Raw genomic sequence first — 24776 nt, forward strand, 5'->3', positions numbered from 1 at the left:
AGGTCGTAAGCGCCGCTAACACCGCCGCAGCGCCCAGAACAAAGGAATATCCTCAACGCCATTGGCGTCGCAGGTAGGCAGCAAGCAAACGCATCCCGATGAGCTTACACCAGTAAGTGATTCGGGTAAGTGCGCGTAGCTAACACCCCTGCGGCTTCAAGTACAAAGGGGGATCAGTAACGCCGCTGCCACTCGGCATCACTCAACACCTTCGCTGGGCGATTCATAAAGTGCCGATAAAAGGCATCGTATGCCAACACATTTTTCACATAGCCACGGGTTTCTGAGAAAGGAATACTCTCGATGAATGCCACTGCATCCACTTGCCCGCCACTGTTACCCAACCAGGTATTCACCCGCGATGGGCCGGCGTTATAGGCGGCACTGGATAAGATACGGTTGCGCCCGAACTGCTGGTAAACCTCTTCCAGATAGCTGGTACCGATCTCAATGTTTGTAAGCGGATCCAGTAATTGGCTGCTATTGACATAACCACTGATATTATTGAGTTTTACCGTATGTTCAGCGGTACGCGGCATCACCTGCATTAACCCCGTCGCCCCTACTGGTGACTGTGCTTTCGGGTTCCAGGCACTTTCCTGACGGGCAATAGCCATGGCATAACTTGGGGTTATCCCTTTGCCTTCTGTCGCCTGACGGAACTCCTTTGGCCATGCCAGCGGGAAGCGCTCTTCCAGATGGTCCCACAATTTGGCAACGATGGTAGCCTGTACGCTTAAGTCCGCCCACTTCTGGTTAAAAGCGTAGCGCGCCAGTGCTTCCTGCTCCGGCTTACTGCGGCTGGCGACCAGATAGCTCCACTCGTTACGGGCCAGATTGTCCATATTCCAGTACATCAATTCACGCACCCGGATAATTTCCGGCCGCTGTGCTAACGATGCATCCGGTTTGGTCGCTACCTCAACATTAATAGGGTAAGGAACGCCCAACTTTTGAGCTGCAACCATCGGGTAAAAGCCACGTTCCTGCATCAGGCTGCGCAGGATAGCTTCACCCTCGGTTTTTTTACCTTGTTCCAATAACAGCGATGCACGCCAGTAGCGCCATTCATCTTTATCTTGCGCATCGGCCGGTAAGCGTGCCAGCCAGGTCGCTAACCCCTGACGATCGCCACTGCCCAGAGACATGCGAATACGCCGCTCCAGCAATGACGTTGAATGGCTACGCAAGGTGACTTGATCTCGCCATTTAGCCTGATCGTAAGTCGCATCGGTCCCCATCAAACGCCAGGCCACCGCCTCTTCCAGCTCCAGCTTTTCGCTATCACTCATTTTTTGTAGCCGGGCCAAGGTCGGGATCATCGCTCGCGCGTTCTCCACGTCTTGACGAGCCAAACGGGTAAAAGCAATGATAGTGGCAGAACGGGTAAAATCTGTCGGTCCGACCGTACGGGCGAAGCTTTCAACACTGGCCGGGTCACTTTGCAGTTTCGCCAGTGCAGTACCCATGGTCTGATAATCCGCTGGCAGTTGTTTAAGTAAATAACTCACTAAACTGGCATTGCCCTCTTTCAAGGCTAACTTCATCCGCGCCAGTGTTGCCAGTGGGGTTTGATGCCCGGCTTGTTGCCAGACACTGAATAATTTAGTGCAACTGCCCGGGAGTGTCTGGCCGTTCAGCCAAATTTCACTCGCACCATCCCAGGCCACCTGCTGTTCGCCAGTGGCCCATTTGGCATAGTAATAGTTACAACGGGCTGCAACCGGCTTCGGTGCTGTCGGGCTGAATGCCAATAATCCCCGCCAATCTTCCCGGCGAGCCAGTTCATTAACAAAACGGGATGACAGTGAACGTGCTGGCGGCAAGGTTGGATTACGGCTAAGGAAATCGTTCACTTGCACCGCGCTCACCTGGCTCAGGTCTTGCGTTAACTGGCGGTACTCCAGATATGGGTACAGGGGATAATCACGCAACGTGGGCATCAGTTGTGTCACGGTGTCCATCTGATTGCTGTCCCAGGCCAGTTTAACTTGCTGATAGCGTTGCCGTTGGGCATCAATGGAGTCAGCGAATGCCACTCCTGAAGTCGTCACCAGACACACGCCAATCGCCAGATATCGCCACTTGTCCATACTTACTATTTCCTCACTGGTTGTTGGCTACTGCACTTTACTTATCGCCACATCATTATATCGCTTACCGCAACCTCTGATTAGCATATGCCCGATTAGTTCCGGCAGCAGAACATACTAACGAAGAGTTTCACCTGATAGCCAGTAATAACATAAAGCAATAGGAGCTGAAGATTAATCACTTTGTGTTATCACTTAATACCCGCGAAACATTCAACACCAGCAAGAAGATCAACAGCAGAATAGTTCAGCCTGTAACTACTTACTATTCACAAGGTTACCAACCATATGTTGCTAAATGTTTCTTGTTTATTATCTAAGATCAAGGCGCTGCTTTGATAAAAATCGACTATCCTTGCTTAATATAACTATGTTGTTGTAAATATATCCTTCAAAATATTTTTTTGCTTTTTAATCAAAATCAAACCATTAAGGAATTGGCACTGTTCACGGAAGAAATGATAAAAACTTTCTCTGCCCCGTCCCACCATGAAACGAATAGATAGATTTTAGATTTATTAATTTTTAAGAAGGTTCTTTCAATGCAAAACTCATCAGACCATAAATCCGCCTCCCCGCCCCCAGAGGGTAAGGCCTGGTATCAACTTACTGCGGAAGAGTCTTTGCAGCATTTAAATAGCCGCGAAGAAGGGTTAACGCCACAAGAGGCGGAGGAACGCCTTAAACAGTACGGTCCCAATGCGTTACCGGCCAAAAAAAGCAAACATCCCCTGCTACAGTTTTTAGCCCACTTTAATGATGTTCTGATTTACATTTTATTAGCGGCGGCATTGGTCAAGGGACTGATGGGTCACTCGGTTGACACTATTATTATCCTTTGTGTGGCGGTTATTAACGCCTTAATTGGTTATGTTCAGGAAAATAAAGCCGAGAAATCTCTGAAAAGCATACAGAATATGCTTTCCAGTAAAGCGGTGGTCATTCGTGATGGTAGCGCCCAGATTATTGATGCTCAGGATCTGGTCCCTGGTGATATCGTCACCTTGAAACCAGGAGATAAAATCCCCGCAGACCTGCGGTTGCTGGAAGCCCACAATCTTCAGATTGAAGAAGCTATCCTGACCGGTGAGTCAACGGTAGTCGAGAAGCAAATCGGCGTGATTGAGAACGAGTCGGTGATTGGCGATCGCAAAAACCTACTATTCTCAGGGACGACCATTAGTGCCGGTACCGCGAAAGGTTTGGTGATTGCCAGCGGCGGTGATACCGAACTGGGCCATATCAACCAAATGATGTCGACGGTTGAATCAACCCGTACCCCGCTACTGCAACAGATGGATCGTTTAGGCAAAGCCATTTTCATCCTGATCCTGGTCATGATGGCATTCCTGTTCGTCTTCGCCTTTATCCTGCGCGACCTCCCGGTCGATGAGCTGTTACTGGCGTTGATAAGTCTGGCAGTGGCCTCGGTTCCCGAGGGCTTACCGGCGATTATTTCGATCATCCTCTCCCTTGGTGTACAAGCGATGGCGCGCAACCGCGCGATTATCCGCAAGCTGCCAACGGTAGAAACCTTAGGTGCTATGACTGTCGTCTGTTCCGATAAAACCGGCACACTGACGATGAACGAAATGACCGTTAAAGCAGTGATTCTGGCAGACCACTGCTATCGCGTAGAAGGTGAAAGCTACGAACCGGTTGGCAACATTTACCCGGAAGGGAGTGACCAGCAAGCCTCGCTCGATACCAACGGCACGTTAAAGACATTTATCACTGCGGTGAATTTGTGTAATGACAGCCAGATTCAGAAGAACGACCAAGGTCATTGGGCCATTACTGGCGGCCCGACAGAAGGCGCACTGAAAGTATTAGCCGCCAAATCCGGTATTGAGCTGGGTCAAGTGACTCAGCACGGTAAAATTCCTTTTGATTCTGCCTATAAATACATGGCTACCAGCCATCAGGTTCAAGCAGAAAATAGTATCTTCCTGACCGGCGCACCTGATGTGTTGTTTACGTTCTGCCAACAAGAACTGACCGACCAGGGTGTTGCACCGTTCCGCCGCGATTACTGGGAAGCCGAGATGGCGCGTTATGCCAAGCAAGGTCTACGCATGGTAGCAGCAGCCTTCCGCCCAACAGAACAACCTGTCAGTGAGTTGGACCACAGTGATATCCAGCAGGGCATGGTGTTTGTTGGTATCGCTGGCATGATGGACCCACCACGTCCTGAAGCCATCGACGCCATAGCGACCTGCCAGCAGGCTGGTATTCGCGTGAAAATGATCACCGGCGACCATCAGGAAACCGCGATGGCGATTGGTGCCATGCTGGGAATTGGCAATGGTAAAGACTCCATTACCGGTGGCCAACTGGAGCATATGGACGATAAAGAACTGGCACAAGCTGCCGTTCATTATGATATTTTCGCCCGTACCAGCCCGGAACATAAACTGCGTTTGGTTAAAGCTTTACAAGAGAAAGGCGAAATTGTCGGCATGACCGGTGATGGTGTGAATGATGCGCCAGCGCTGAAACAGGCCGATGTGGGTATCGCCATGGGTATCAAAGGCACCGAGGTGACAAAAGAAGCCGCCGATATGGTGCTGTCAGACGATAACTTCGCGACCATTGCCAGTGCGGTTGAAGAAGGCCGTCGTGTCTACGATAACCTGAAGAAAACCATTCTGTTTGTATTGCCCACCAACCTGGCGCAAGGGTTGCTCATTATCTTTGCCATCCTCGCGGGGGCTGTTATTCCATTAACGCCATTGCAAATCCTCTGGATAAACATGGCAACTTCTACCACGCTCTCTTTCGGTTTAGCATTTGAACCGGCAGAAAGAGGCATTATGCGCCGCAATCCACGTGACCCATCAAAACATGTGTTAGATGGCCATGCCATCTGGCGTATCGCGTTTGTTGGTACCTTGATTGCCTTAAGTGCTTTTGCCTTGGAAGCCTACATGGAGCCACGCGGTTACAGCACTGAATTTATCCGTACAGTATTGATGCAAACACTGGTTACCGCGCAGTGGATTTATATGTTTAACTGCCGAGTGATGGACCGCTTCCCACTGAACAAAGAAGTCTTTGTTAACAAAGGGCTGTGGTTAGTGTCAGGTGTATTGATCGTATTGCAGTTAGCCATCATCTACCTGCCATTCATGAATACTGCTTTCGGTACCGAACCATTGCCGGCCTATTACTGGGGCTTAACACTGTTGGTTTCTATCGCCATCTTCTTGGTAGTAGAGATCGAAAAGTGGGTTATCGGTCGCTTTAAGCGCGGATCGAATCCGGTCTGATATCAATACGTTGCGATACATAAAACCCGGCTAATTAGCCGGGTTTTTTTATCGCCCATAAATATGATTTAAGATAAATCGCATATTGCCGATAGCATGACTATTATTGCATCAATTAAATCTTATAATAGAATGGCGGCGATTTATTATGCGATCGCTGCAATGAACATGTGAACCATGCCGCCCTACAGGAAGCGCAAAAATGAACACCGCAACTTGCGCAATTAACGGCGTCAGCAATTATGAACGCTACTATCCGCTAAAACTAATGACGCTATGGCGTGTCTGGCGGGCCTGTGCTTCTATTTTATTACTTCTCTCTGGCTTACTTGCCCCCTTACCATCAATGGCTGCGGATAACATCAATGAAGCCCTTATCCATGAACGCAGTAATGCCGCCACCAAAATGGTGTTGGGTATTATCAGCTATGCACGCTGGCCCGTGGCCCCCGTCGTAACTCGCTTGTGTGTGGTGGCCCCGACAATTTATGCAGAAGAGCTGTTTAATCCCGCGTTTATGGAAACCACACATCCCATTAAAACTCAGCGCTATTCCCTCTCGGATAGCTCGATTGCAACCAATTGCGATGTCGTTTATCTGGGGCGTACCGAGCTACAACAGCGTCAGGAGTTGACAGCCCGACTGTCGGGATATCCGATTCTTACCATCAGTGAAGATTATGACGAATGTACATTTGGCAGTGCATTTTGTTTGTTACTGGAAGGTAAGCAGGCTTCTTTCAAAGTCAATATGGATGCATTGGCACGCGGTGGGGTAAAGGTTCATCCCAGTGTGTTGCAACTTGCGCGTAAAAAGACAGACGCATTATGAATTCAACACAGAATAAGTCAGTCAAACAGACAAAAAATCGGCCAAACATCGCGAAGCTCCCCACACTGGGACGGGTACTCGGTCGCATACATCTGACGGTGGCATTGGTCTCGGTCGCAACGGCAGGTATTTTTCTCACACTGGCGGCACTGTTTGCCTTGCGGGTGTATGCCGACCATAACCTACATTTAATTGCCCGTTCAATCAGTTACACCACTGAAGCTGCCGTGGTGTTTGGTGATAGCGTGGCCGCTAACGAGGCGCTGTCCTTGATTGCGGCAAATGAAGAAGTTGCCCAAGCTAAAATTCTCGATGTGAATGGCCGAGAAATAGCTAACTGGACGCTACCAAACGATAGTCCAATGTATGATATGGAACAAAAAGTCGCCCGTTGGGCTTTGCCTGAGCCGGTGGTACTCCCCATGATGCATGCCGGTAATGAAGTCGGCAGCATCGTGATTATTGGTCATGGTGGTAGTCTGCTACGTTTTCTGTTGCAAGGGTTGATGGGCTTATTCGTCTGCCTAATTCTCAGCACGTTAGTGGCACTATTCCTGTCGCGCCGGATGCTGTTTGGCATTATCGAGTCATTGAACAAAATCACCGAAGTTGCTCATAGTGTTAGCCGCCACCGCAGTTTTGGTCAGCGAGTGCCGTCAGCGAAAATTGCCGAACTTAACGAGTTAAGCAATGACTTCAATGGCTTGCTGGAAGAACTGGAGGTTTGGCAAGACCATTTAACGCAAGAAAATGACTTCCTCGCACACCGTGCTGCCCATGATAGCCTGACTGGATTGGCTAACCGTGCTTTCTTTGAGGGCCGGCTAAGCCGCACGTTGAGTGATTGCGCCGATGATGAACAACTGGCCGTGTTATTTATTGATGGTGATCACTTCAAAGAAATCAATGATAACTATGGTCATGCAGCGGGAGATCTGGTGCTGACCTCGATTGCCGATCGTATCCGCGCACTGTTACGTGAAACCGATTTGGTGGCACGTTTGGGCGGCGATGAATTCGCCGTATTACTGGCACCGATCCACGACACCGATGATGTTGTAACCATCGCTAATAATATTATCGACAGTATGAATCAACCTATTGATTTGGTAGATGGTAGTGAGATAACCGCCTCTATCAGCATCGGTATTGCGATTTACCCAGATCATGCGCTGACCCCCGAAGAGCTATTACAACGGGCCGACGAAGCCATGTATCAAGCAAAGAAACGTTTCCAGTTCGGTGGCAGCGTCATTGCCTACCAATCGGATATTACTCTTACTGAAAGCTTAGGATAGGTGACATGCAGGTATTGAAAAACAACAGTCTGATAAGCCATATCTGGATGAGTTTTTTCGCCATGAGTTTATTGATATTGGCGGGGTGTCAGGCAACCAAACCACCAGGATTAACACCCGAGCAGATTGCAGCCTTACAGGAACAAGGATTTAAATTAACTGAAAATGGCTGGGAATTTGGTCTGGCAAACAAAGTGTTATTCGATAGTGACGTGAAAAAATTGAATCCGTCTGGCGGGCAGACAGTACAAAACATTGGCCGTGCGCTATTGAGTGTGGGCATTACTCATCTGCGGGTTGATGGGCATACTGATTCCATCGGTAAAGATGAGTATAACCAACAGTTATCGCTGCAACGTGCCTCTGCAGTAGCGGATGCACTGGCAACCATAGGTATTCCACGAGCCAATATTGAGGTACGAGGTCGCGGTAAGTTAGAGCCGGTCGCCGATAACCGTACCCCTAAAGGACGAGCAGAAAACCGCCGAGTAGCCATGATAGTCACCGCACCCTAACCTTGTTGCGTTCCCGACTAGTGCGACAGGGAGATATAAAACGACTCTCACCGAATCACTTAAGTGATTCGGGCTAGCGACAGCAGCGAACACGCCTGCGACTTGAAAGATGACGGGTATAGTAAAACGGGCTACACTCCGCACCAGATATCCTAATAAAAACTGATCTAGAGAGGCAGACGCAACGTGGCTCAATACGTCTATTCTATGCATCGTGTCGGCAAAGTCGTTCCGCCGAAACGTCATATTCTGAAAAACATCTCCTTGAGTTTCTTCCCTGGGGCCAAAATTGGTGTGCTGGGCCTTAACGGCTCGGGTAAATCTACCCTACTGCGTATCATGGCTGGCATTGACACTGATATTGAAGGCGAAGCCCGCCCGCAGCCTGGTATCAAAATTGGTTACCTACCGCAGGAACCTAAGCTAAATCTTGAGCAAACCGTGCGTGAGTCGGTTGAAGAGGCGGTGGGTGACGTTAAACGCGCGCTGACCCGTCTGGATGAGGTTTATGCACTGTACGCCGATCCTGATGCTGATTTTGATAAGTTGGCGAAGGAACAAGGCGAGCTGGAAGCGATTATCCAGTCTCATGATGGCCATAACCTGGATAACCAGTTAGAGCGTGCTGCCGATGCTCTGCGCCTGCCACCGTGGGAGGCCAAAATTGCCAATCTGTCCGGTGGTGAACGTCGTCGCGTGGCAATTTGCCGCCTGCTGCTGGAAAAACCCGATATGTTGTTGCTGGATGAACCCACTAACCACTTGGATGCCGAATCCGTGGCTTGGCTGGAGCGCTTCTTGCACGACTATGAGGGCACTGTTGTCGCCATTACCCATGACCGTTACTTCCTTGATAATGTGGCGGGTTGGATTCTGGAACTGGACCGTGGCGAAGGCATTCCGTGGGAAGGCAATTACTCTTCATGGCTGGAGCAGAAAGATGCTCGTCTGGCACTGGAAGCCTCTTCTGAAGCCGCACGTCGCAAGTCTATTGAGAAAGAGCTGGAGTGGGTTCGTCAGAATCCAAAAGGCCGTCAGGCGAAAGGTAAAGCACGTCTGGCCCGCTTTGAAGAACTTAACAGCGTTGAGTATCAAAAACGTAATGAAACCAGTGAATTGTTCATTCCACCGGGTCCACGGTTGGGCGACAAAGTGCTGGAAGTTGAGCACCTGAGCAAGTCTTACGGTGACCGTCTGCTGATTGATGATCTGACCTTTGCGCTGCCGAAAGGGGCGATTGTGGGGATCATCGGGCCAAACGGGGCCGGTAAATCAACCCTGTTCCGCATGTTATCTGGGCAGGAACAACCTGATTCTGGCACGATTTCACTGGGCGATACCGTGCAATTGGCATCGGTTGATCAGTTCCGTGACAACATGGACGACAGCAAAACCGTATGGGAAGAAGTCTCCGGCGGTCAGGACATCATGAAGATTGGTAACTTTGAAATTCCAAGCCGTGCTTATGTAGGCCGCTTTAACTTTAAAGGGATTGATCAGGGCAAGCGTGTGGGTGAGCTGTCTGGTGGTGAGCGCGGCCGTATCCATTTGGCCAAACTGCTACAGGTTGGCGGTAACATGTTGCTACTCGATGAACCGACTAACGACCTGGATATCGAAACGCTGCGCGCGCTGGAAAACGCCTTACTGGAATTCCCAGGTTGCGCGATGGTTATTTCCCATGACCGTTGGTTCCTTGACCGAATTGCTACCCATATCATCGACTATCAGGATGAGGGCAAAGTGGCATTCTTCGAAGGTAACTTTACTGAATACGAAGAGTGGAAGAAACGCACTCTGGGTGCCGAAGCACTGGAACCACACCGTATCAAGTATAAGAAGATGACCAAGTAATATGACATCGGCTCATCACGTGAGCCGATTAAAGCCGCTATTCGGCTCATCAAATGAGCCGAATACTCCGGCGATTCTCTCCCCCCAACAAGCCGCCAACCACCAGAATTCCATTCTGTGATCGTTATCATTCTTACCCACTGAATTTTGCCAGTATTCCTTGTCCTAAGGCAGTCAGCCGAAGGTGACAAGACTGCACACTATTTAGACTCCTTCGTCATCAGCGGTTTATGCGCCCTTCTGGTTCTGCGCCTACCCGCACCATCACAACGAAGGATAATAAGATGAACAATGCGATTATATTGGGGATAATTTGGCATCTGGTGGGCGCTGCCAGTGCGGCGTGTTTCTACGCGCCGTTTAAGCAAGTTAAAAAGTGGTCATGGGAGACCATGTGGTCGATTGGTGGCCTGGTGTCATGGCTTATCCTACCGTGGACGGTCAGCTATTTGTTATTGCCTGATTTTTGGCAATATTACGGCTCCTTCAGTATAGCAACCCTACTGCCAGTATTTCTGTTCGGTGCCATGTGGGGGATTGGTAATATCAACTACGGCCTGACCATGCGTTACCTCGGCATGTCGATGGGGATTGGGATTGCCATCGGTATCACCCTGATTATCGGCACATTAATGACCCCCATACTGCAAGGGCGCTTTGATGTACTACTCGGCACTGCTGGCGGCCGAATGACCCTGCTGGGTGTCGTCGTGGCACTGATCGGGGTAGCTATTGTCAGTTACGCTGGATTACTGAAAGAACGCGCCATGGGCATTCAGGCGGAAGAGTTCAACCTGAAGAAAGGGCTTATTCTGGCGGTGATGTGCGGTATTTTCTCAGCCGGTATGTCATTTGCCATGGATGCCGCGAAACCGATGCATGAAGCCGCCAGCGCATTAGGGATTAACCCTCTGTATGTAGCGTTACCAAGTTACGTCATCATCATGGGCGGTGGGGCCATCATCAACCTGAGTTACTGTTTTATTCGTTTAGCCAGCCTCAAGAATTTGTCGGTCAAAGCCGATTTTTCTATCGCCAAGCCGCTGTTGATCACTAATATTTTGTTCTCAGCCTTGGGGGGATTGATGTGGTATCTGCAATTCTTCTTCTATGCCTGGGGTCACGCCAAAATCCCACCACAGTATGACTATATGAGCTGGATGCTGCACATGAGTTTCTATGTGTTGTGTGGTGGTATTGTGGGTCTGTTACTCAAAGAGTGGAAATGCTCAAGCAAGAAACCAGTGACGGTGCTGTGTATTGGTTGTCTGGTGATCATTCTGGCAGCAAATATAGTCGGTTTGGGTATGGCAGCATAATCGCAAAACTAAAGATAAAATGGTATTGGCGGGTGACGTTAAGCAACGTCCTCGCCAATTGGCATCGCTAAATGATGGTTGTACCCTGAGGCTGTTCTGCTTCCCGCCTATTCTTACCCGCGAATAACGGTGCTCGAACAAAACGCTGGCGATAGTCGCGTGGTGTCATGCCAGCTTCACGCGTAAAAACGGCAGAGAAATAATTACTGTCCTCAAACCCGCAACGTGCAGCAATATCACTGATGCGATGCTCACTTCCCCGCAGCAAACATTTGGCATGACAAAGGCGAATTTGGCGTAAATAATGGCTGATACTCATTCCGGTCTGTTGGCGAAACAGTTGTTTAAGTGAACGTTCAACTAACTGATTTTTATGGCAGAACTCCGCCATATCAAAATGCGTTGCCAGGCTTTGTTGTACGGCAGACATCACGAGATCTAGCTGTTCACCATCGGGCAATAGATGTGCCTGTTCAGCTCGGTAGCGATGGCGTTTTAGTACGATGGCGAGTTGCAATAATAGCGCTTCCGTCAGTTGTATCGACCAGGAATCTGTCTTACGTGACTCCTGTGCCAACTGATGAATAATCGGCCGAGCCTGTGCCATGCCCTGCGTGGTTAACCGCCAGTATCCTTGATTCTGCTCATGCCCAAATAGAGGTAATAACTTATGCCACTGTGCATTTAGGTGTAACCGTTCCGGGCAATAAATAATGTTATCTAATACCAAGTCATGCACGGATTCGTAGCTATGATGATCTGTGGCTTGAATATAAAAAACGTCGCCACAGGTAATGCGGTAAGGATGATCATTTAGGACATGTAACCCGTTACCCCGCCAGACAATCACAATCTCGCAGAATTGATGGGTATGCTCTGCGAAGACTTCCTGCGGGTATCGGTTGGTTACCGCCACCGGCATCTGCTCCGATGGCAAATAATCCCGGCTTTCTAACCGCAGTGGTATCCGCATGTTTATCGCCCTATATTTACAGGTCAATTAATAAGCAGCTCATTATCATGAAACTACCGATTTTTACCGTGATGCTATTCACGCCTCCACGGGTTGCACTACAGTTGACTGCGCAAATCACGGGGAGACTGAGAAAACTCCCGCTTAAACAGCGTTGAAAAATGATTGCTGTCACCAAAACCACATTGGTAGGCAATCTCGGTAACGCTATTATCGCTGTAATACAATTGATGACGCGCCTGTAGCAAACGCAAACGCGTCAGATAACGTTGTGGGGTCATGCCGGTCTGGTTTTTTAACTGCCGATGGAGGGTGCGTAATGGTAAAGCAAAGCGATCAGCCAGTTCCGGCCACTCAATTACCTCACTGTAGTGGTTCTGTAGCCAGTCTAATAATTGGCATAACCGCCCTTCCTGATCCTCACCCACCTGCGCCCGACACCCTTGCCACAGTTGCACCAACAACTGCATAAACACACTTTCATGTAGTGCGATATCTTCAGCTTGCTCGCTGTGAGGCGAGTGCTCAAGGCAGCGAATCAAGTGTTTTACTTGCTGTAAAACCTGTCCATTAATCCGCCAATGAGAGGGGTAAACCCCTTCAGTTTCACGTGGCAGAAAATGTTCTACGCCAGACAAGAAACGAAAAGCATCGGGCGCACGGAATAAGACGTTGGTGAGGAACAAACCGTCGGTTGACTCAAACAGGTGACGATCATGGTCACGGACAAAACAAACACACCCTCCGCTTAAGGTGTAGGGGTTGCCATTAAACACATGGACCCCGGCCCCCTGCTCAACAATAATAATTTCATAAAAATCATGATGATGCTCAGGAAATGCGGGTTGTGGCTCCCGGGCTTCAATTGCGACCGATGCAGAACTTGAAGAGAAAAAATCAATACTGTGCAAGACAGTCATCTTTTGCCCTCTTTCAACAGGCATGGCGAAATCGCCCTGCTTCAGCTCTCGATAGTAAAAGCAGCAGCGGTAATGAAACCTTCAATTTTTGACGTTAAAAGCGACTTTGGTGGTGATTTTTTTTAGATAAGTGCAGCAATGTTGAAAAGTATGCGCAGGGTCACAGGCGAGCGATGCCCTGCTTAAATACGAAACTGTGAGCTGTTTCACTTTCACTTTCGTCATTTTGCCAGCAAGCCATAGCGGCTGGCAGTGATGAGAAGGTGGTAGGTAAGGCAAGTTTCTACACTGTGGGCATTGAGAAATGACAGGCCGCTAATCATGCCCACACAATCAGCAGTAACACCATCTATCAGCCCCCGGCACATAGTCGCCATTGACCTTGGCGCATCCAGCGGGCGCGTGATGCTGGCGAGTTATCATCCCAGCCAACCGCAACTTGAGCTGCGAGAAGTTTGCCGCTTTGCTAATCAGATTAAATCTATTGATGGTACCGATGTCTGGGATATCGATGCTATTGAACAATCAATCCGTCAGGGCCTGAATCAGCTCGATAGCGAAGGGATTCAGCTCGACAGCATTGGAATTGATAGCTGGGGTGTTGATTTTGTTTTGCTTGATAAGCAAGGGAAACGGGTCGGACAGCCAGTCTCCTACCGCGACAGTCGTACGCAGGGTGTGATGGAGCAAGCGCAACAAACGCTGGGAAGCAGTGCCATTTATCGCCGTACCGGTATTCAATTTTTACCGTTCAATACCTTGTATCAATTACGGGCATTAAGTGAACAGCAACCGTATTTGTTGGCCGATGTCGCCCATCTGTTACTGATCCCGGACTATTTGCACTATCGCCTTACTGGCCAGCTTAACTGGGAATACACCAATGCCACTACCACCCAGTTACTTAATATTGAAACCAATGATTGGGATAGCGATCTATTAGCCTATGCCGGGGTACCGGCCCATTGGTTTGCCAAACCCACTAAACCTGGCAATACCATCGGCTATTGGCCAGGCGCCAGCGGCCAGCAGGTGCCGGTCATTGCCGTTGCCAGCCACGATACTGCCAGCGCGGTACTTGCCGCACCCTTGATTGATGCGGATGCTGCCTATCTTAGCTCTGGTACTTGGTCATTGATGGGGTTTGAAAGCCTCACCCCCATAACCCATGGGCAGGCGCTGGCCAGCAATATCACCAATGAAGGTGGCGCTGAAAGCCGCTACCGGGTACTGAAAAATATTATGGGTTTGTGGTTACTGCAACGGGCCACTGATGAGTTGCAGATTAAAGACCTGCCGCAGTTGATCGAACAGGCGGCACGCCAACCAGCTTGCCGCTCGCTGATTAACCCCAATGACAGCCGCTTTATTAATCCAGCCAATATGTGCGGCGAGATTCAGAACGCCTGCCGCGAATATGGTATGCCAATCCCCACCACCGCAGCCCAACTGGCTCGTTGTATCTTTGATAGCCTCGCCATGTTGTACCGGCAAGTTGCCCAAGAACTGGCAGAGTTACGCGGGCGTCCAATCAGCCATTTGCATATCGTCGGTGGCGGCTGCCAAAACCAATTCCTTAATCAGCTCTGTGCTGATGCCTGTGGCCTGAATGTCACTATGGGGCCGGTTGAAGCCTCGACACTGGGCAATATTGGCAGCCAATTAATTGCACTGGGAGAGGTGAGCGATGTTGCTCACTACCGCCGCATCGTGGCGAATAACTTCCCACTCCACCCTTTATCCCCTCACGACAACACTGACTTTGCAGCCCATTGGCCGCAATTCCAGTCACTGAGTCAATTACCTAAGGAACTTTGCATATGACGAACTCTATTGAACAGGCCTGGGATCTGGCTAAACAGCGCTTCGCCGCCGTCGGCGTGGATGTTGATGCCGCACTTGCCCGCCTTGATACCCTGCCGGTCTCCATGCACTGCTGGCAAGGTGATGACGTCACCGGTTTTGAAAACCCGGATGGTGTACTGACCGGCGGGATTCAGGCCACCGGTAACTACCCCGGTAAAGCGCGTAATGCTACTGAGTTACGTTCTGACCTCGAACTGGCCCTAACATTGATTCCCGGCCCTAAACGACTCAATTTACATGCTATTTATCTCGAATCGGATACCCCCGTGGCGCGTAATAAAATTGAGCCACGCCACTTTAGCCGCTGGGTTGAGTGGGCTAAAAAACATCATCTGGGATTGGACTTCAACCCATCCTGCTTCTCTCATCCACTGAGTGCCGATGGTTTTACCCTGTCTCATGCTAACCCTGAAATTCGCCAATTCTGGATTGAACATTGTCAGGCCAGCCGCCGGGTCTCTGCCTATTTTGGTGAGCAACTAGGGACACCATCGGTGATGAATATCTGGATCCCCGATGGCATGAAGGATACCCCCATCGACCGTTTGGCACCCCGCCAACGGCTGCTATCAGCACTGGATGAGGTTATCAGTGAAAAGTTAAACCCAAACCATCACATTGATGCCGTCGAAAGCAAATTGTTTGGTATTGGGGCTGAAAGCTACACCGTCGGTTCTAACGAGTTTTACATGGGATATGCCGCCAGCCGCCAAACCGCACTGTGTCTGGACGCCGGTCACTTCCATCCGACCGAAGTGATTTCCGACAAGATCTCTAGTGCCATGCTGTATGTTCCGCGCCTGCTACTGCATGTCAGCCGTCCGGTGCGTTGGGACAGCGACCATGTGGTCTTGCTCGATGATGAAACACAAGCTATCGCCAGCGAAATTATCCGCCACGACCTGTTCGACAGGGTGCATATCGGTCTCGACTTCTTCGATGCCTCCATCAACCGTATCGCCGCCTGGGTCATTGGCACTCGCAACATGAAGAAAGCCTTGCTGCGTGCCTTATTGGAACCGACTGAGATGCTACGCCAATTGGAACTGCGCGGTGACTACACCGCACGTCTGGCGCTGCTGGAAGAACAGAAATCCCTGCCATGGCAAGCCATCTGGGAAGGGTATTGTCAGCGCAACGATGTGCCGGTCGATGCCCGCTGGCTCAATGCCGTACGTGATTACGAACAACAGACTCTCAGCCAACGTTAAGGACTCATGATTATGCAAGCTATTCAATCTTCCTGGTTTATTCAGGGAATGATTAAAGCCACCAGCGATATGTGGCGCAAAGGGTGGGATGAACGTAACGGTGGCAATATCAGCCTGCGCTTATTGGCTGAAGAGGTTGAACCGTATCGTGGTGATTTCGCTGCGCAACCACGTAACGTAGAACTCACTCAACCCGCCCCTGAACTGGCGAACAGTTGGTTCTTAGTCACCGGCTCTGGCAAATTTTTCCGCAATGTTGAATTAAACCCAGAAGACAATCTGGTACTACTGCAAATCAGCAATGATGGCATGGCTTATCACATTCACTGGGGCCTGCCGCAAGGAGGGCTGCCAACCTCGGAGCTTGCCGCGCACTTCCAATCTCATATTGTTCGCATGCAAGTTAGTGGTGGCAGCAACCGAGTAATCATGCATTGCCATGCTACCAATCTGATTGCTCTGAGTTATGTACAAAAACTGGATAATGCCAGCTTCACTCGGTTGTTATGGGAGGGCAGCACCGAGTGTCTGGTGGTGTTCCCCGACGGTATCGGTATCGTGCCGTGGATGGTGCCGGGAACCGACGGTATTGGTAGCCAAACCGCCGAGCAGATGCGTGAACACAGCCTAGTGCTGTGGCCGTTCCACGGTATTTTCGGCAGTGGGCCAACACTGGATGATGCCTTTGGTCTGATTGATACCGCCGAGAAATCCGCCGAAATCATGGTGAAAGTCCTGTCGATGGGTGGCAAGCAGCAAACCATTTCTCGTGAACAACTGATAGCACTCGCGGCTCGTTTTGACGTGACCCCATTAGCCGCTGCACTGGACGTTTAACCCCTTCGACCAACGCTCCGGTTCAGGCCGGGGCTGGTCATTATCTGGTCTGCTTTCTTTGAGGAGCACAGCATGAGCTTTATGTTGGCACTACCAAAAATCAGCTTGCACGGCACAGGTGCAATCGAGGATATGGTTAAATTACTCGGTGACAAACAGTGGGGCAAAGCCCTGATTGTCACTGATGGGCAGTTGGTCGAGCTAGGCCTACTCGACGGTCTGTTCGCTGCGATGCAACAGCATCAGTTACCTTATGCCTTGTTTGGCGAGGTATTTCCTAACCCTACCGAAGCGTTAGTACAGGCAGGATTAGCCGCTTTCAGGCAGCATCAGTGTGACTATCTGATAGCTTTTGGTGGCGGTAGCCCAATCGATACAGCCAAAGCCGTTAAGATTTTGACCGCCAATCCGGGGCCATCCACGGCATACTCTGGTGTCGGTAAAGTAAAACAGAGTGGTGTCCCGCTGGTCGCCATCAATACCACCGCCGGAACAGCCGCAGAACTGACCAGTAATGCAGTGATTATTGATAGCCAGCGGCAAGTAAAAGAAGTCATTATCGATACCAATATCATTCCTGATATCGCCGTCGATGACCCCTCTGTCATGTTGAATATTCCTGCCAGTGTGACTGCTGCAACCGGAATGGATGCCCTCACCCACGCTATCGAAGCCTATGTATCGCTGGGCGCACACACCCTAACCGACCATTCAGCGCTTGAATCTATCCGCCTGATCAGCCAATGGTTACCTCTGGCAGTCGATGACGGTAAGAATCTGCACGCACGTGAAATGATGGCGTGCGGCCAGTATCTGGCGGGGATGGCATTTAACAGCGCCGGGCTAGGTTTAGTGCATGCACTGGCCCATCAGCCGGGTGCGACCCATAACCTTCCACACGGGGTGTGCAATGCTATTTTACTGCCAATTATTGAAGAGTATAACCGCCCACAGGCAGTCAGCCGTTTTGCCCGCATAGCACAAGCCATGGGGGTAAATACTCAGCAGTTGACTGATGAGCAAGCCAGCCATCAAGCGATAAGCGCCATTCGGCAGTTGTCGCAACGTGTTGGCATTCCTGTTGGCTTCTCAGCATTAGGTATTCAGGAAAGTGATATCGAAGGCTGGTTAGATAAAGCGCTGGCGGATCCTTGTGCTCCTTGTAACCCACGTACTGCGGACAGAGATCAAGTCCGCGCACTGTACTTACAGGCACTTTGATCGGAGTAATATCATGATACGCAAAGCCTTTGTAATGCAGGTTAACCCTGATGCCCATGCAGAATATCAGCGGCGGCACTCACCCATCTGGCCTGAACTGGAAGCGGTACTGAAAGCCCATGGCGCTCACCACTATTCAATTTTTCTTGATGACACGCGCAATTTGCTATTTGGTTTTGTCGAAATTGAATCAGAAGAGCGCTGGAATGCCGTGGCCCAAACCGCCATTTGCCAGCGCTGGTGGCAACATATGGCCGATGTGATGCCAGCCAACCCTGATAACAGCCCGGTAAGCCAGGCACTACGAGAAGTGTTCTATTTGGCATAGCTCGCCCGATGTGGAGCCTGGCTCCACATCTTTCAGGACGTTGCCAGCCCCTGCACATAATCTTCAAATACCGGATGGCCTATCACCACATCAATAAAACAGCTCAATGCCGGTGAGTTCAACTTACGACTCGGATACACCAGATACAGCTCATTACCTTCAGCCTGCCATTGTGGTAACACTTCCACTAATTGACGGTTTGCCACCACTTCACGGCTTAAAAATGCCGGTAATAGGGTGATACCACCACCCGCCAGGCCACATTCACGGGCATACAGCAGATTATCAGTGACATGCAGCGCAGGTACCTGCCAGCGGTAAAACTCATCTTCACGGCGTAAAATCAGCGCCTGCCAGGCACGGTGGGCAATGCAGCGGTGAGTATCCAGTTGCCTTGGATGAGTGAGTGGCGGATGCTGTGCCAGATAGGCGGGTGACGCCAACAGATAGCGTGGCGCATAGCCCAATCGGCGGCCAATCAGTGACGAGTCCTGCGGCTTACCGGTGCGCAATGCCACATCAAAGCCCTCTTCAACCAAATCTACCATGGTGTCCGAGACTAACACTTCCAACAGCACATCCGGGTATTGCCGCTGGAAATCTGTTGCCAACCGCGCCAGTAAAGTCGCCCCCAGCCCTGCTGGAGTTGAGATGCGCAAGCGGCCACTGGGGTTATCTTTCAGGCGTTGCAGCGCCAGATCAGCGCGCTCTGCGGCTTGTAGCATCTCCTGACAATGCACTAGATAGCGCTCACCGGCAAAGGTCAGGTTCAGCTGACGGGTGGTTCGATTGAGTAAACGGATACCTAAGTTTTGTTCTAACTGACTGATGCGCTGGCTGACACTGGATTTCGGTAAACCCGCCATTTCAGCGGCACGGGTAAAGCTGCCACACTCCGCGACTCGTGCAAACAGCGCCATATCCTGAAGTTGTTTAAACATGATTGTTTATCTTAGACGAACACTGCGTTAGTGATTGTCCATCTTATCACCACCACCAAGAAGGTCTAGACTCAATCCATACGCTAAACAGGAGTATTACCATGTCAGTTAAAGCCATTGCGGTGAACCCGCAACAACCCACCGATTTTATTGAAGTCGCTCTGGACCCACTCACTCCCGGTCCGTTTGATTTGCTGGTTGAGGTTAAAGCCGCGTCCATCAATCCGGTTGATACCAAAGTACATGCTGGCCTGAAGAAGAATGGCCTGCAACAGCCGCGAATTCTGGGTTGGGATGCCGCTGGAGTGGTCATCAGCGTCGGTGCGAACGTCACCGAGTTCCGTGCAGGTGATGAAGTGTGGTATGCCGGCGATATCACCCGCCCCGGTAGCAATGCTAACCAACAGTTGGTTGATGCTCGCATCGTGGCCCACAAACCCCGTTCATTCAACTGGGCGCAGGCCGCTGCATTGCCATTAACCGCAATAACTGCGTGGGAAGCGCTGTTTGAACATCTAAAAATTCAGCAAGCCAGTGCCGGACAAAGTTTATTGATCATCGGGGGAGCGGGCGGGGTTGGCTCATTAGCTATTCCCCTGGCGGCATTACGTAGCCCGCTAAAAGTGATAGCAACAGCATCACGGCCAGCATCAGCCGCCTGGTGTCGTGAACGTGGAGCGGACTTGACCGTTGATTATCACCATCTGAAAGCTGAGCTGGCAAAAGAAGGTATTGATAAAGTTGATTATATTCTTTGCCTGAATGACACCGACGGCCATTGGCCCGCCATCAGTGAGCTCATCGCACCATTGGGGCAAATCTGTACCATCGTTGAGAATGAAGAACCGTTGGATCAGAATCAGTTAAAACTAAAAAGTGCCGCCCTGCATTGGGAATTTATGTTCACCCGCAGTATGTTCTCTACCCCGGATATCACCCAACAAGGGCAAATTTTAAAACAGGTAAGCCAGTTGGTGGATGAGGGCAAACTGCCAGGCACCTTAAGCGAAACCCTGCACGGCCTGACAGTGGAAAACCTGCATGCCGCCCACGCGCAAGTTGCAGGCGGACATATGCAGGGTAAAGTCGTTATTGCTTACTAAATATATTATTAAAAGGGCTATTTTATTTGCCATTTTACATTTGGGCAGTGCTCGAAATCCTCACGTAGCCATGATTTACAACGTCATGGTGTACGCTCCGGTTTCTGTGCGCTGTCCGCATGCAAACTGACTGCAACAATCACGCCCTCAGATATCAAATTTTCATCAACTCTATTGTTGCACATCACTCAATAATGAAGGGCGGGCAAGGCGTTGCAGGTCCGCGGCCAGTAACTGCTGCACCAGTTCGACGCAGCGCAGAAAGCGTTCATCATAGTCTGCCGATTCGACGTGAACATATTCGATATTGTTACTGCGCAACATCTGCTCCAGTAAGTTCTGGAAGGATTTGCGGTCACGATCGCTCCCCAGACTGCGCAAACCATCGGCAACCCACGGCGTATTATTTTCCAACAAAATAACCAGATCAAAACGGTATTCGTCAATCAGCGCCTGCACGAAGGGGTGCTCTTTGCCTTCATACTTTTTGCAGAAGGCCTGCGTGGTAACAAAGTCAGTATCGATAAATGCCACTTTGTTGGCGTATTTCACTGCAAAATCCACATACTGTGCCTGCCCCAGCGCGATTTTGTCGTAATCAGAATATTGCAACGCCATCTCATCGCCGCCAAGATGGGAGAAGACATAATCCCGGCCATATTCCCACGCACTGGTAGTATTGAAGATATTGGCTAACTTATTGACCAAAGTGGATTTCCCACTGGATTCACCGCCCAGTATCGCCACAGTACGGACAAAAAATGGCTTCACTTCAGTCGGGATATAGTCCCAGTAACGGAAAGGGTCACGGCGGATCTGGCGACCACTGATATTCATAAATGAACGCTGTGGATCAATCAGGATGGTTTCGATGCCAAATTGCTCGTTGTAATGCGGCGCATCCTGGCTTTCGCTGGAGTAAATAAAGTTCGGAACAATGCCTTTTTCATTCATAAAGCTCTTTACGCCATGGCTCCACACATCCCAGCCATGGGGGTACGGCTCGATACCGTGCTCATCAAACGAATGAATATGGATATTTTTCTGGTATTTAAAGGTTTGTAACAACCAGCGCAAACGGTCGCTGACCGTCGGTTGCTGTGACATCGAACTGTTTTCAAACAGCTCACGATCGCGTGGCTCATCGAAACAAAGAATGATGTGCAACTCGTCAACCTGGCTACAGGCGCGCTGGATTAAATAGATATGGCCGGTATGCAGCGGGTAAAATTTACCAAACACCACGCCGACTTTTTTCTCACGGCGGGGAAACTCCAGCCCGAGGAAACGGTGCAGAGCTTCAAGCTTTTGCGCACTGGGGCTTTTGATTTTGTCGTTGAGTAGCTGGCTTAAATAACCTTTGGTCATGCCGTTGCATTCGGCCACCTGCTGTAAGGTGCAACCCTTTTGCTTAATTGCCGTTTTGAGATAGTCGAATTGCAGCATACCGCCTCCTTGTTTAGTGCGCTAAACAAAAATAACACAGTATGCTGCAAGATGAACACGACTAAATTAGCGGTTATAAATCCTCTAACACCGCCAACGCATCAGCCAATTTCTTCACCCCGAACACCTGCATATTGGGCAGGGGTTTCTTCGGCATATTGGCATACGGCACGATAGCGCGTTTAAAACCGTGTTTGGCGGCCTCAGAGATGCGTTCCTGGCCACTGGGCACTGGGCGAATTTCACCGGCTAGCCCTACCTCACCAAAGACCACTAAATCCTGTGGCAGCGGGCGGTCACGCAAGCTGGAGACTAGCGACATCAACAATGCCAGATCAGCACTGGTTTCTGTCACTTTCACCCCACCCACCACATTGACGAACACATCTTGGTCCGACATCTGTAACCCGCCATGGCGATGCAATACCGCCAACAAGATTGCCAGCCGGTTCTGTTCCAGACCGACCGCCACCCGACGTGGGTTGGACATCATTGAGTGATCGACCAGCGCCTGAATCTCTACCAGCAGCGGGCGAGTCCCTTCCCATACCACCATCACCGAGCTACCAGCAGTGACTTCATTCCCACGGCTGAGGAAAATCGCCGACGGGTTGCTAACTTCACGCAAGCCCTGTTCGGTCATAGCAAATACACCTAACTCATTAACCGCACCAAAGCGGTTTTTGTGGCTACGCAGCGTACGGAAACGAGTATCACCGTCACCATCAAGCATCACAGAGCAGTCAATACAGTGCTCCAGCACTTTCGGCCCGGCCAGTGAACCATCTTTCGTCACATGGCCCACCATGATAATGGCAACACCCCGGGTTTTGGCAAAACGGGTCAGGTAGGCGGCCGTTTCGCGCACTTGGGCCACGCTGCCCGGCGACGACTGAATATCCGCCATATGCATCACCTGAATGGAGTCGATCACCATCAAGCGCGGCTGCTCTTGCTCAGCAATCAAGCAAATTTGCTCGATACTGGTTTCCGACAGCATATTGAGGCCCGCTGTAGGCAACCCCAAACGATGCGCACGCATCGCCACCTGCTGCAACGACTCTTCGCCAGTGACATACAGGGTTTTCATGTTTTCAGACAGCTTGCAGAGCGTTTGCAACAGTAAGGTACTTTTCCCCGCGCCGGGGTTACCACCAATCAGAATGGCACTGCCCGGCACTACACCACCACCTAGCACCCGATCAAACTCAAGAAAGCCCGTTGAAAAGCGCGGTAGTTCGTCCAGACTGATATCTGACAGCTTCTGTACCCGGCTGACGCCTGCATCACCGGCATAGCCACCAAAACGCTCATTGCGCGACGACGACGAGGTTGCCGCCGCCAGCCTGATTTCGGTAATGGTATTCCAGGCATTACAGGCACTGCACTGCCCCTGCCAACGAGGATAATCGGCACCACACTCATTACAGACAAATGCTCGTTTTGGCGCTTTAGCCACGGTTCACCTCAATTTAATTAGCTCACACCTGCCTGAGCCCCAAATTACCTAATAAGCGTAATTGTTGCAGGCAGTTTGAGTGCAGACAGCGCGCAGAAATCGGAGCGTACACCATGACGTTGTAAATCATGGCGACGTGAGGATTTTATTCGCTACGCTCCCCCTACGGGCCGCCCTTAAGTGTGTTCAAAATGGCAAATAAAATAGCCTATTTCATCGTTCTTCGTGCTTCAGACTGCCGGTCAAAATGCAAAGAACACTCAGCAAATCACCGTGGCGGATCGCCACTTTCGCTTTGGCATACACCTTCGGCTTTGCATGGAAAGCCAGCCCTAAACCGGCGGCTTGCATCATTTTCAGGTCATTGGCGCCATCGCCGATAGCCACTGTTTGAGCAATAGGGATATTGAGTTTTTCCGCCAACTTGAGCAGGGTATCGGCTTTATATTGTGCATCGACAATCGGCCCTAACACTTTGCCGGTCAGCTTGCCGTCTTTGATTTCAAGTTCATTGGCTGCCACATCGACCAGACGCAGTTTGTCGCGCAGATATTCAGCGTAATAAGTAAAACCACCGGAGGCGATCGCCACATGCCAATCTAATGCCTGAAGCTTACGGACCAGGCTGGTCAGCCCCGGCATCAATGGCAGTTGGTCACGTACCTGTTTTAAGATATTGGCATCCGCCCCTTTCAGGGTGGCAACCCGCTGGCGCAGGCTGGCGGCGAAGTCCAGTTCACCTTGCATGGCGCGTTCGGTGACGGCAGCCACTTCTTCGCCGACACCGGCGAGTTTGGCAATCTCATCAATACATTCGATTTGGATGGCAGTTGAATCCATATCCATCACCAGCAGGCCCGGGGTACGCAAATGCGGGATAGCTCCCAGAGGGGCGACATCAAGACCGTTTTCATCCGCTAACGTTTTAATCCGTGGGGTTAAACTGCCGGCCAAACGGATGACCTGATAATCCTCCACACACCAGGCGGAGACAATCACCATGGCGGCACCCAATTGGCCCTGAAAACCCGTAATACGCTGTTTATCCAGCTTTCTACCGTACAGTAGCCAACCTGTATGACCGGCACGATAATCCAGCGGCATGACCTCATCACCACTGAGCGAAAGTGGCAGACCTGGCCATTGATAGATCTCCGCGGGGAGATCGCAATAGGTCAGACTATTAGACATGAATGACTCCTGTAGAAAACGGGGTAAAGACCAGACAAAAGGACGCATCAAGCTATCCTATCGCCCTTGCTTCTGGCAACATATACCCTAAATAATTCGA

Annotated in this window: 20 protein-coding genes; 12 read left to right on the plus strand and 8 right to left on the minus strand. The window is 50.5% G+C overall.

The genetic code is table 11. The features are described 5' to 3' along the window. Positions 1-173 precede the first annotated feature (173 nt). Entirely contained in the window at positions 174-2093 is a 1920-nt protein-coding gene (sltY, locus tag V1953_RS17990) for a murein transglycosylase (RefSeq protein WP_083160651.1), read from the minus strand. A 542-nt stretch (positions 2094-2635) separates the two neighbouring features. On the opposite strand from sltY, the gene V1953_RS17995 reads away from it, so the two are divergent. The 6 genes from V1953_RS17995 to rhaT all read left to right on the plus strand — a co-directional run bounded on the left by V1953_RS17995 (position 2636) and on the right by rhaT (position 11180). Further along, positions 2636-5362, plus strand: a complete 2727-nt coding sequence (locus tag V1953_RS17995) for a cation-transporting P-type ATPase (RefSeq protein ID WP_372557962.1) — start codon at positions 2636-2638, stop codon at positions 5360-5362. A gap of 202 nt (positions 5363-5564) precedes the next feature. Further along, a complete protein-coding gene (locus tag V1953_RS18000; RefSeq protein WP_442848142.1) occupies positions 5565-6194 on the plus strand; it encodes a YfiR family protein in 630 nt (209 codons plus the stop codon). Then, positions 6191-7492 carry a diguanylate cyclase domain-containing protein gene (locus tag V1953_RS18005; RefSeq protein ID WP_420073444.1) on the plus strand — a complete coding sequence of 434 codons (1302 nt, stop codon included), beginning with the start codon at positions 6191-6193 and terminating at the stop codon, positions 7490-7492. Before V1953_RS18000 ends, V1953_RS18005 begins: the two co-directional genes overlap by 4 nt. Before the next feature lie 5 nt (positions 7493-7497). Continuing rightward, a complete protein-coding gene (locus V1953_RS18010) occupies positions 7498-8007 on the plus strand; it encodes an OmpA family protein (protein WP_083160657.1) in 510 nt (169 codons plus the stop codon). A 186-nt stretch (positions 8008-8193) separates the two neighbouring features. Beyond that, positions 8194-9861, plus strand: coding sequence for an energy-dependent translational throttle protein EttA (gene ettA, locus V1953_RS18015; protein WP_083160659.1), 1668 nt, complete (start codon positions 8194-8196; stop codon positions 9859-9861). 284 nt (positions 9862-10145) lie between these two features. Beyond that, positions 10146-11180 carry an L-rhamnose/proton symporter RhaT gene (gene rhaT, locus V1953_RS18020; RefSeq protein ID WP_372568648.1) on the plus strand — a complete coding sequence of 345 codons (1035 nt, stop codon included), beginning with the start codon at positions 10146-10148 and terminating at the stop codon, positions 11178-11180. 67 nt (positions 11181-11247) lie between these two features. On the opposite strand, the gene rhaR is transcribed toward rhaT, so the two are convergent. The 3 genes from rhaR to V1953_RS18035 form a co-directional block, all read right to left on the minus strand. Next, entirely contained in the window at positions 11248-12153 is a 906-nt protein-coding gene (gene rhaR, locus V1953_RS18025) for an HTH-type transcriptional activator RhaR (protein ID WP_083160663.1), read from the minus strand. Positions 12154-12251: 98 nt separating this feature from the next. Next, positions 12252-13073 (minus strand): HTH-type transcriptional activator RhaS, encoded by an 822-nt coding sequence (gene rhaS, locus V1953_RS18030; protein WP_083160665.1) that lies wholly within the window; start codon positions 13071-13073, stop codon positions 12252-12254. Positions 13074-13294: 221 nt separating this feature from the next. Beyond that, positions 13295-13450 (minus strand): phosphoribosylaminoimidazole synthetase, encoded by a 156-nt coding sequence (locus tag V1953_RS18035; protein ID WP_102970476.1) that lies wholly within the window; start codon positions 13448-13450, stop codon positions 13295-13297. Between V1953_RS18035 and rhaB the strand changes: the two genes are divergently transcribed. The 5 genes from rhaB to rhaM all read left to right on the plus strand — a co-directional run bounded on the left by rhaB (position 13440) and on the right by rhaM (position 18536). After that, complete coding sequence (gene rhaB / locus V1953_RS18040) at positions 13440-14897, plus strand: rhamnulokinase (protein WP_442851339.1); 1458 nt, start codon at positions 13440-13442, stop codon at positions 14895-14897. The two genes, V1953_RS18035 and rhaB, sit on opposite strands and share 11 nt — an antisense overlap. Further along, complete coding sequence (locus V1953_RS18045; protein ID WP_050312485.1) at positions 14894-16150, plus strand: L-rhamnose isomerase; 1257 nt, start codon at positions 14894-14896, stop codon at positions 16148-16150. The genes rhaB and V1953_RS18045 overlap by 4 nt, the downstream gene beginning before the upstream one ends. Positions 16151-16162: 12 nt before the next feature. Next, positions 16163-16987: a rhamnulose-1-phosphate aldolase gene (gene rhaD, locus V1953_RS18050; protein WP_050072501.1), complete on the plus strand. Its 825-nt coding sequence runs from the start codon at positions 16163-16165 to the stop codon at positions 16985-16987. 72 nt (positions 16988-17059) lie between these two features. Then, positions 17060-18208, plus strand: coding sequence for a lactaldehyde reductase (gene fucO, locus V1953_RS18055; protein ID WP_372568646.1), 1149 nt, complete (start codon positions 17060-17062; stop codon positions 18206-18208). 13 nt (positions 18209-18221) lie between these two features. Continuing rightward, positions 18222-18536, plus strand: a complete 315-nt coding sequence (gene rhaM / locus V1953_RS18060; RefSeq protein WP_083160673.1) for an L-rhamnose mutarotase — start codon at positions 18222-18224, stop codon at positions 18534-18536. A gap of 32 nt (positions 18537-18568) precedes the next feature. Here the strand turns inward: rhaM and V1953_RS18065 are convergent, their stop codons facing one another. Then, a complete protein-coding gene (locus tag V1953_RS18065) occupies positions 18569-19477 on the minus strand; it encodes a LysR family transcriptional regulator (RefSeq protein ID WP_372568645.1) in 909 nt (302 codons plus the stop codon). 101 nt (positions 19478-19578) lie between these two features. Between V1953_RS18065 and V1953_RS18070 the strand changes: the two genes are divergently transcribed. Further along, positions 19579-20580: a zinc-binding alcohol dehydrogenase family protein gene (locus V1953_RS18070; protein WP_442851182.1), complete on the plus strand. Its 1002-nt coding sequence runs from the start codon at positions 19579-19581 to the stop codon at positions 20578-20580. Positions 20581-20751: 171 nt separating this feature from the next. Here the strand turns inward: V1953_RS18070 and nadR are convergent, their stop codons facing one another. The 3 genes from nadR to serB all read right to left on the minus strand — a co-directional run bounded on the left by nadR (position 20752) and on the right by serB (position 24676). Beyond that, the gene (gene nadR, locus V1953_RS18075; RefSeq protein WP_420070888.1) at positions 20752-22026 is read right to left on the minus strand and encodes a multifunctional transcriptional regulator/nicotinamide-nucleotide adenylyltransferase/ribosylnicotinamide kinase NadR; all 1275 of its coding nucleotides are present in this window, start codon (positions 22024-22026) and stop codon (positions 20752-20754) included. A gap of 73 nt (positions 22027-22099) precedes the next feature. Continuing rightward, positions 22100-23485, minus strand: coding sequence for a DNA repair protein RadA (gene radA / locus V1953_RS18080; RefSeq protein ID WP_442851183.1), 1386 nt, complete (start codon positions 23483-23485; stop codon positions 22100-22102). Positions 23486-23698: 213 nt separating this feature from the next. Beyond that, entirely contained in the window at positions 23699-24676 is a 978-nt protein-coding gene (serB, locus tag V1953_RS18085) for a phosphoserine phosphatase (RefSeq protein WP_083160679.1), read from the minus strand. Between the last annotated feature and the right edge of the window lie 100 nt (positions 24677-24776).

The sequence above is a fragment of the Yersinia sp. 2541 StPb PI genome (assembly GCF_052217145.1).
Lineage (GTDB): Bacteria > Pseudomonadota > Gammaproteobacteria > Enterobacterales > Enterobacteriaceae > Yersinia > Yersinia enterocolitica_E.

What these genes read in the sequence shown, in the direction of transcription:
- nadR (WP_420070888.1), bottom strand. Translation starts at nt 22,026, where the DNA reads ATGCTGCAATTCGACTATCTCAAAACGGCAATTAAGCAAAAGGGTTGC.
- V1953_RS18000 (WP_442848142.1), top strand. Translation starts at nt 5,565, where the DNA reads ATGAACACCGCAACTTGCGCAATTAACGGCGTCAGCAATTATGAACGC.
- rhaS (WP_083160665.1), bottom strand. Translation starts at nt 13,073, where the DNA reads ATGACTGTCTTGCACAGTATTGATTTTTTCTCTTCAAGTTCTGCATCG.
- V1953_RS18045 (WP_050312485.1), top strand. Translation starts at nt 14,894, where the DNA reads ATGACGAACTCTATTGAACAGGCCTGGGATCTGGCTAAACAGCGCTTC.
- V1953_RS18005 (WP_420073444.1), top strand. Translation starts at nt 6,191, where the DNA reads ATGAATTCAACACAGAATAAGTCAGTCAAACAGACAAAAAATCGGCCA.
- V1953_RS18070 (WP_442851182.1), top strand. Translation starts at nt 19,579, where the DNA reads ATGTCAGTTAAAGCCATTGCGGTGAACCCGCAACAACCCACCGATTTT.
- V1953_RS18065 (WP_372568645.1), bottom strand. Translation starts at nt 19,477, where the DNA reads ATGTTTAAACAACTTCAGGATATGGCGCTGTTTGCACGAGTCGCGGAG.
- rhaD (WP_050072501.1), top strand. Translation starts at nt 16,163, where the DNA reads ATGCAAGCTATTCAATCTTCCTGGTTTATTCAGGGAATGATTAAAGCC.
- rhaT (WP_372568648.1), top strand. Translation starts at nt 10,146, where the DNA reads ATGAACAATGCGATTATATTGGGGATAATTTGGCATCTGGTGGGCGCT.
- rhaM (WP_083160673.1), top strand. Translation starts at nt 18,222, where the DNA reads ATGATACGCAAAGCCTTTGTAATGCAGGTTAACCCTGATGCCCATGCA.
- V1953_RS18035 (WP_102970476.1), bottom strand. Translation starts at nt 13,450, where the DNA reads ATGGCGACTATGTGCCGGGGGCTGATAGATGGTGTTACTGCTGATTGT.
- V1953_RS17995 (WP_372557962.1), top strand. Translation starts at nt 2,636, where the DNA reads ATGCAAAACTCATCAGACCATAAATCCGCCTCCCCGCCCCCAGAGGGT.
- sltY (WP_083160651.1), bottom strand. Translation starts at nt 2,093, where the DNA reads ATGGACAAGTGGCGATATCTGGCGATTGGCGTGTGTCTGGTGACGACT.
- rhaR (WP_083160663.1), bottom strand. Translation starts at nt 12,153, where the DNA reads ATGCGGATACCACTGCGGTTAGAAAGCCGGGATTATTTGCCATCGGAG.
- serB (WP_083160679.1), bottom strand. Translation starts at nt 24,676, where the DNA reads ATGTCTAATAGTCTGACCTATTGCGATCTCCCCGCGGAGATCTATCAA.
- V1953_RS18010 (WP_083160657.1), top strand. Translation starts at nt 7,498, where the DNA reads ATGCAGGTATTGAAAAACAACAGTCTGATAAGCCATATCTGGATGAGT.
- fucO (WP_372568646.1), top strand. Translation starts at nt 17,060, where the DNA reads ATGAGCTTTATGTTGGCACTACCAAAAATCAGCTTGCACGGCACAGGT.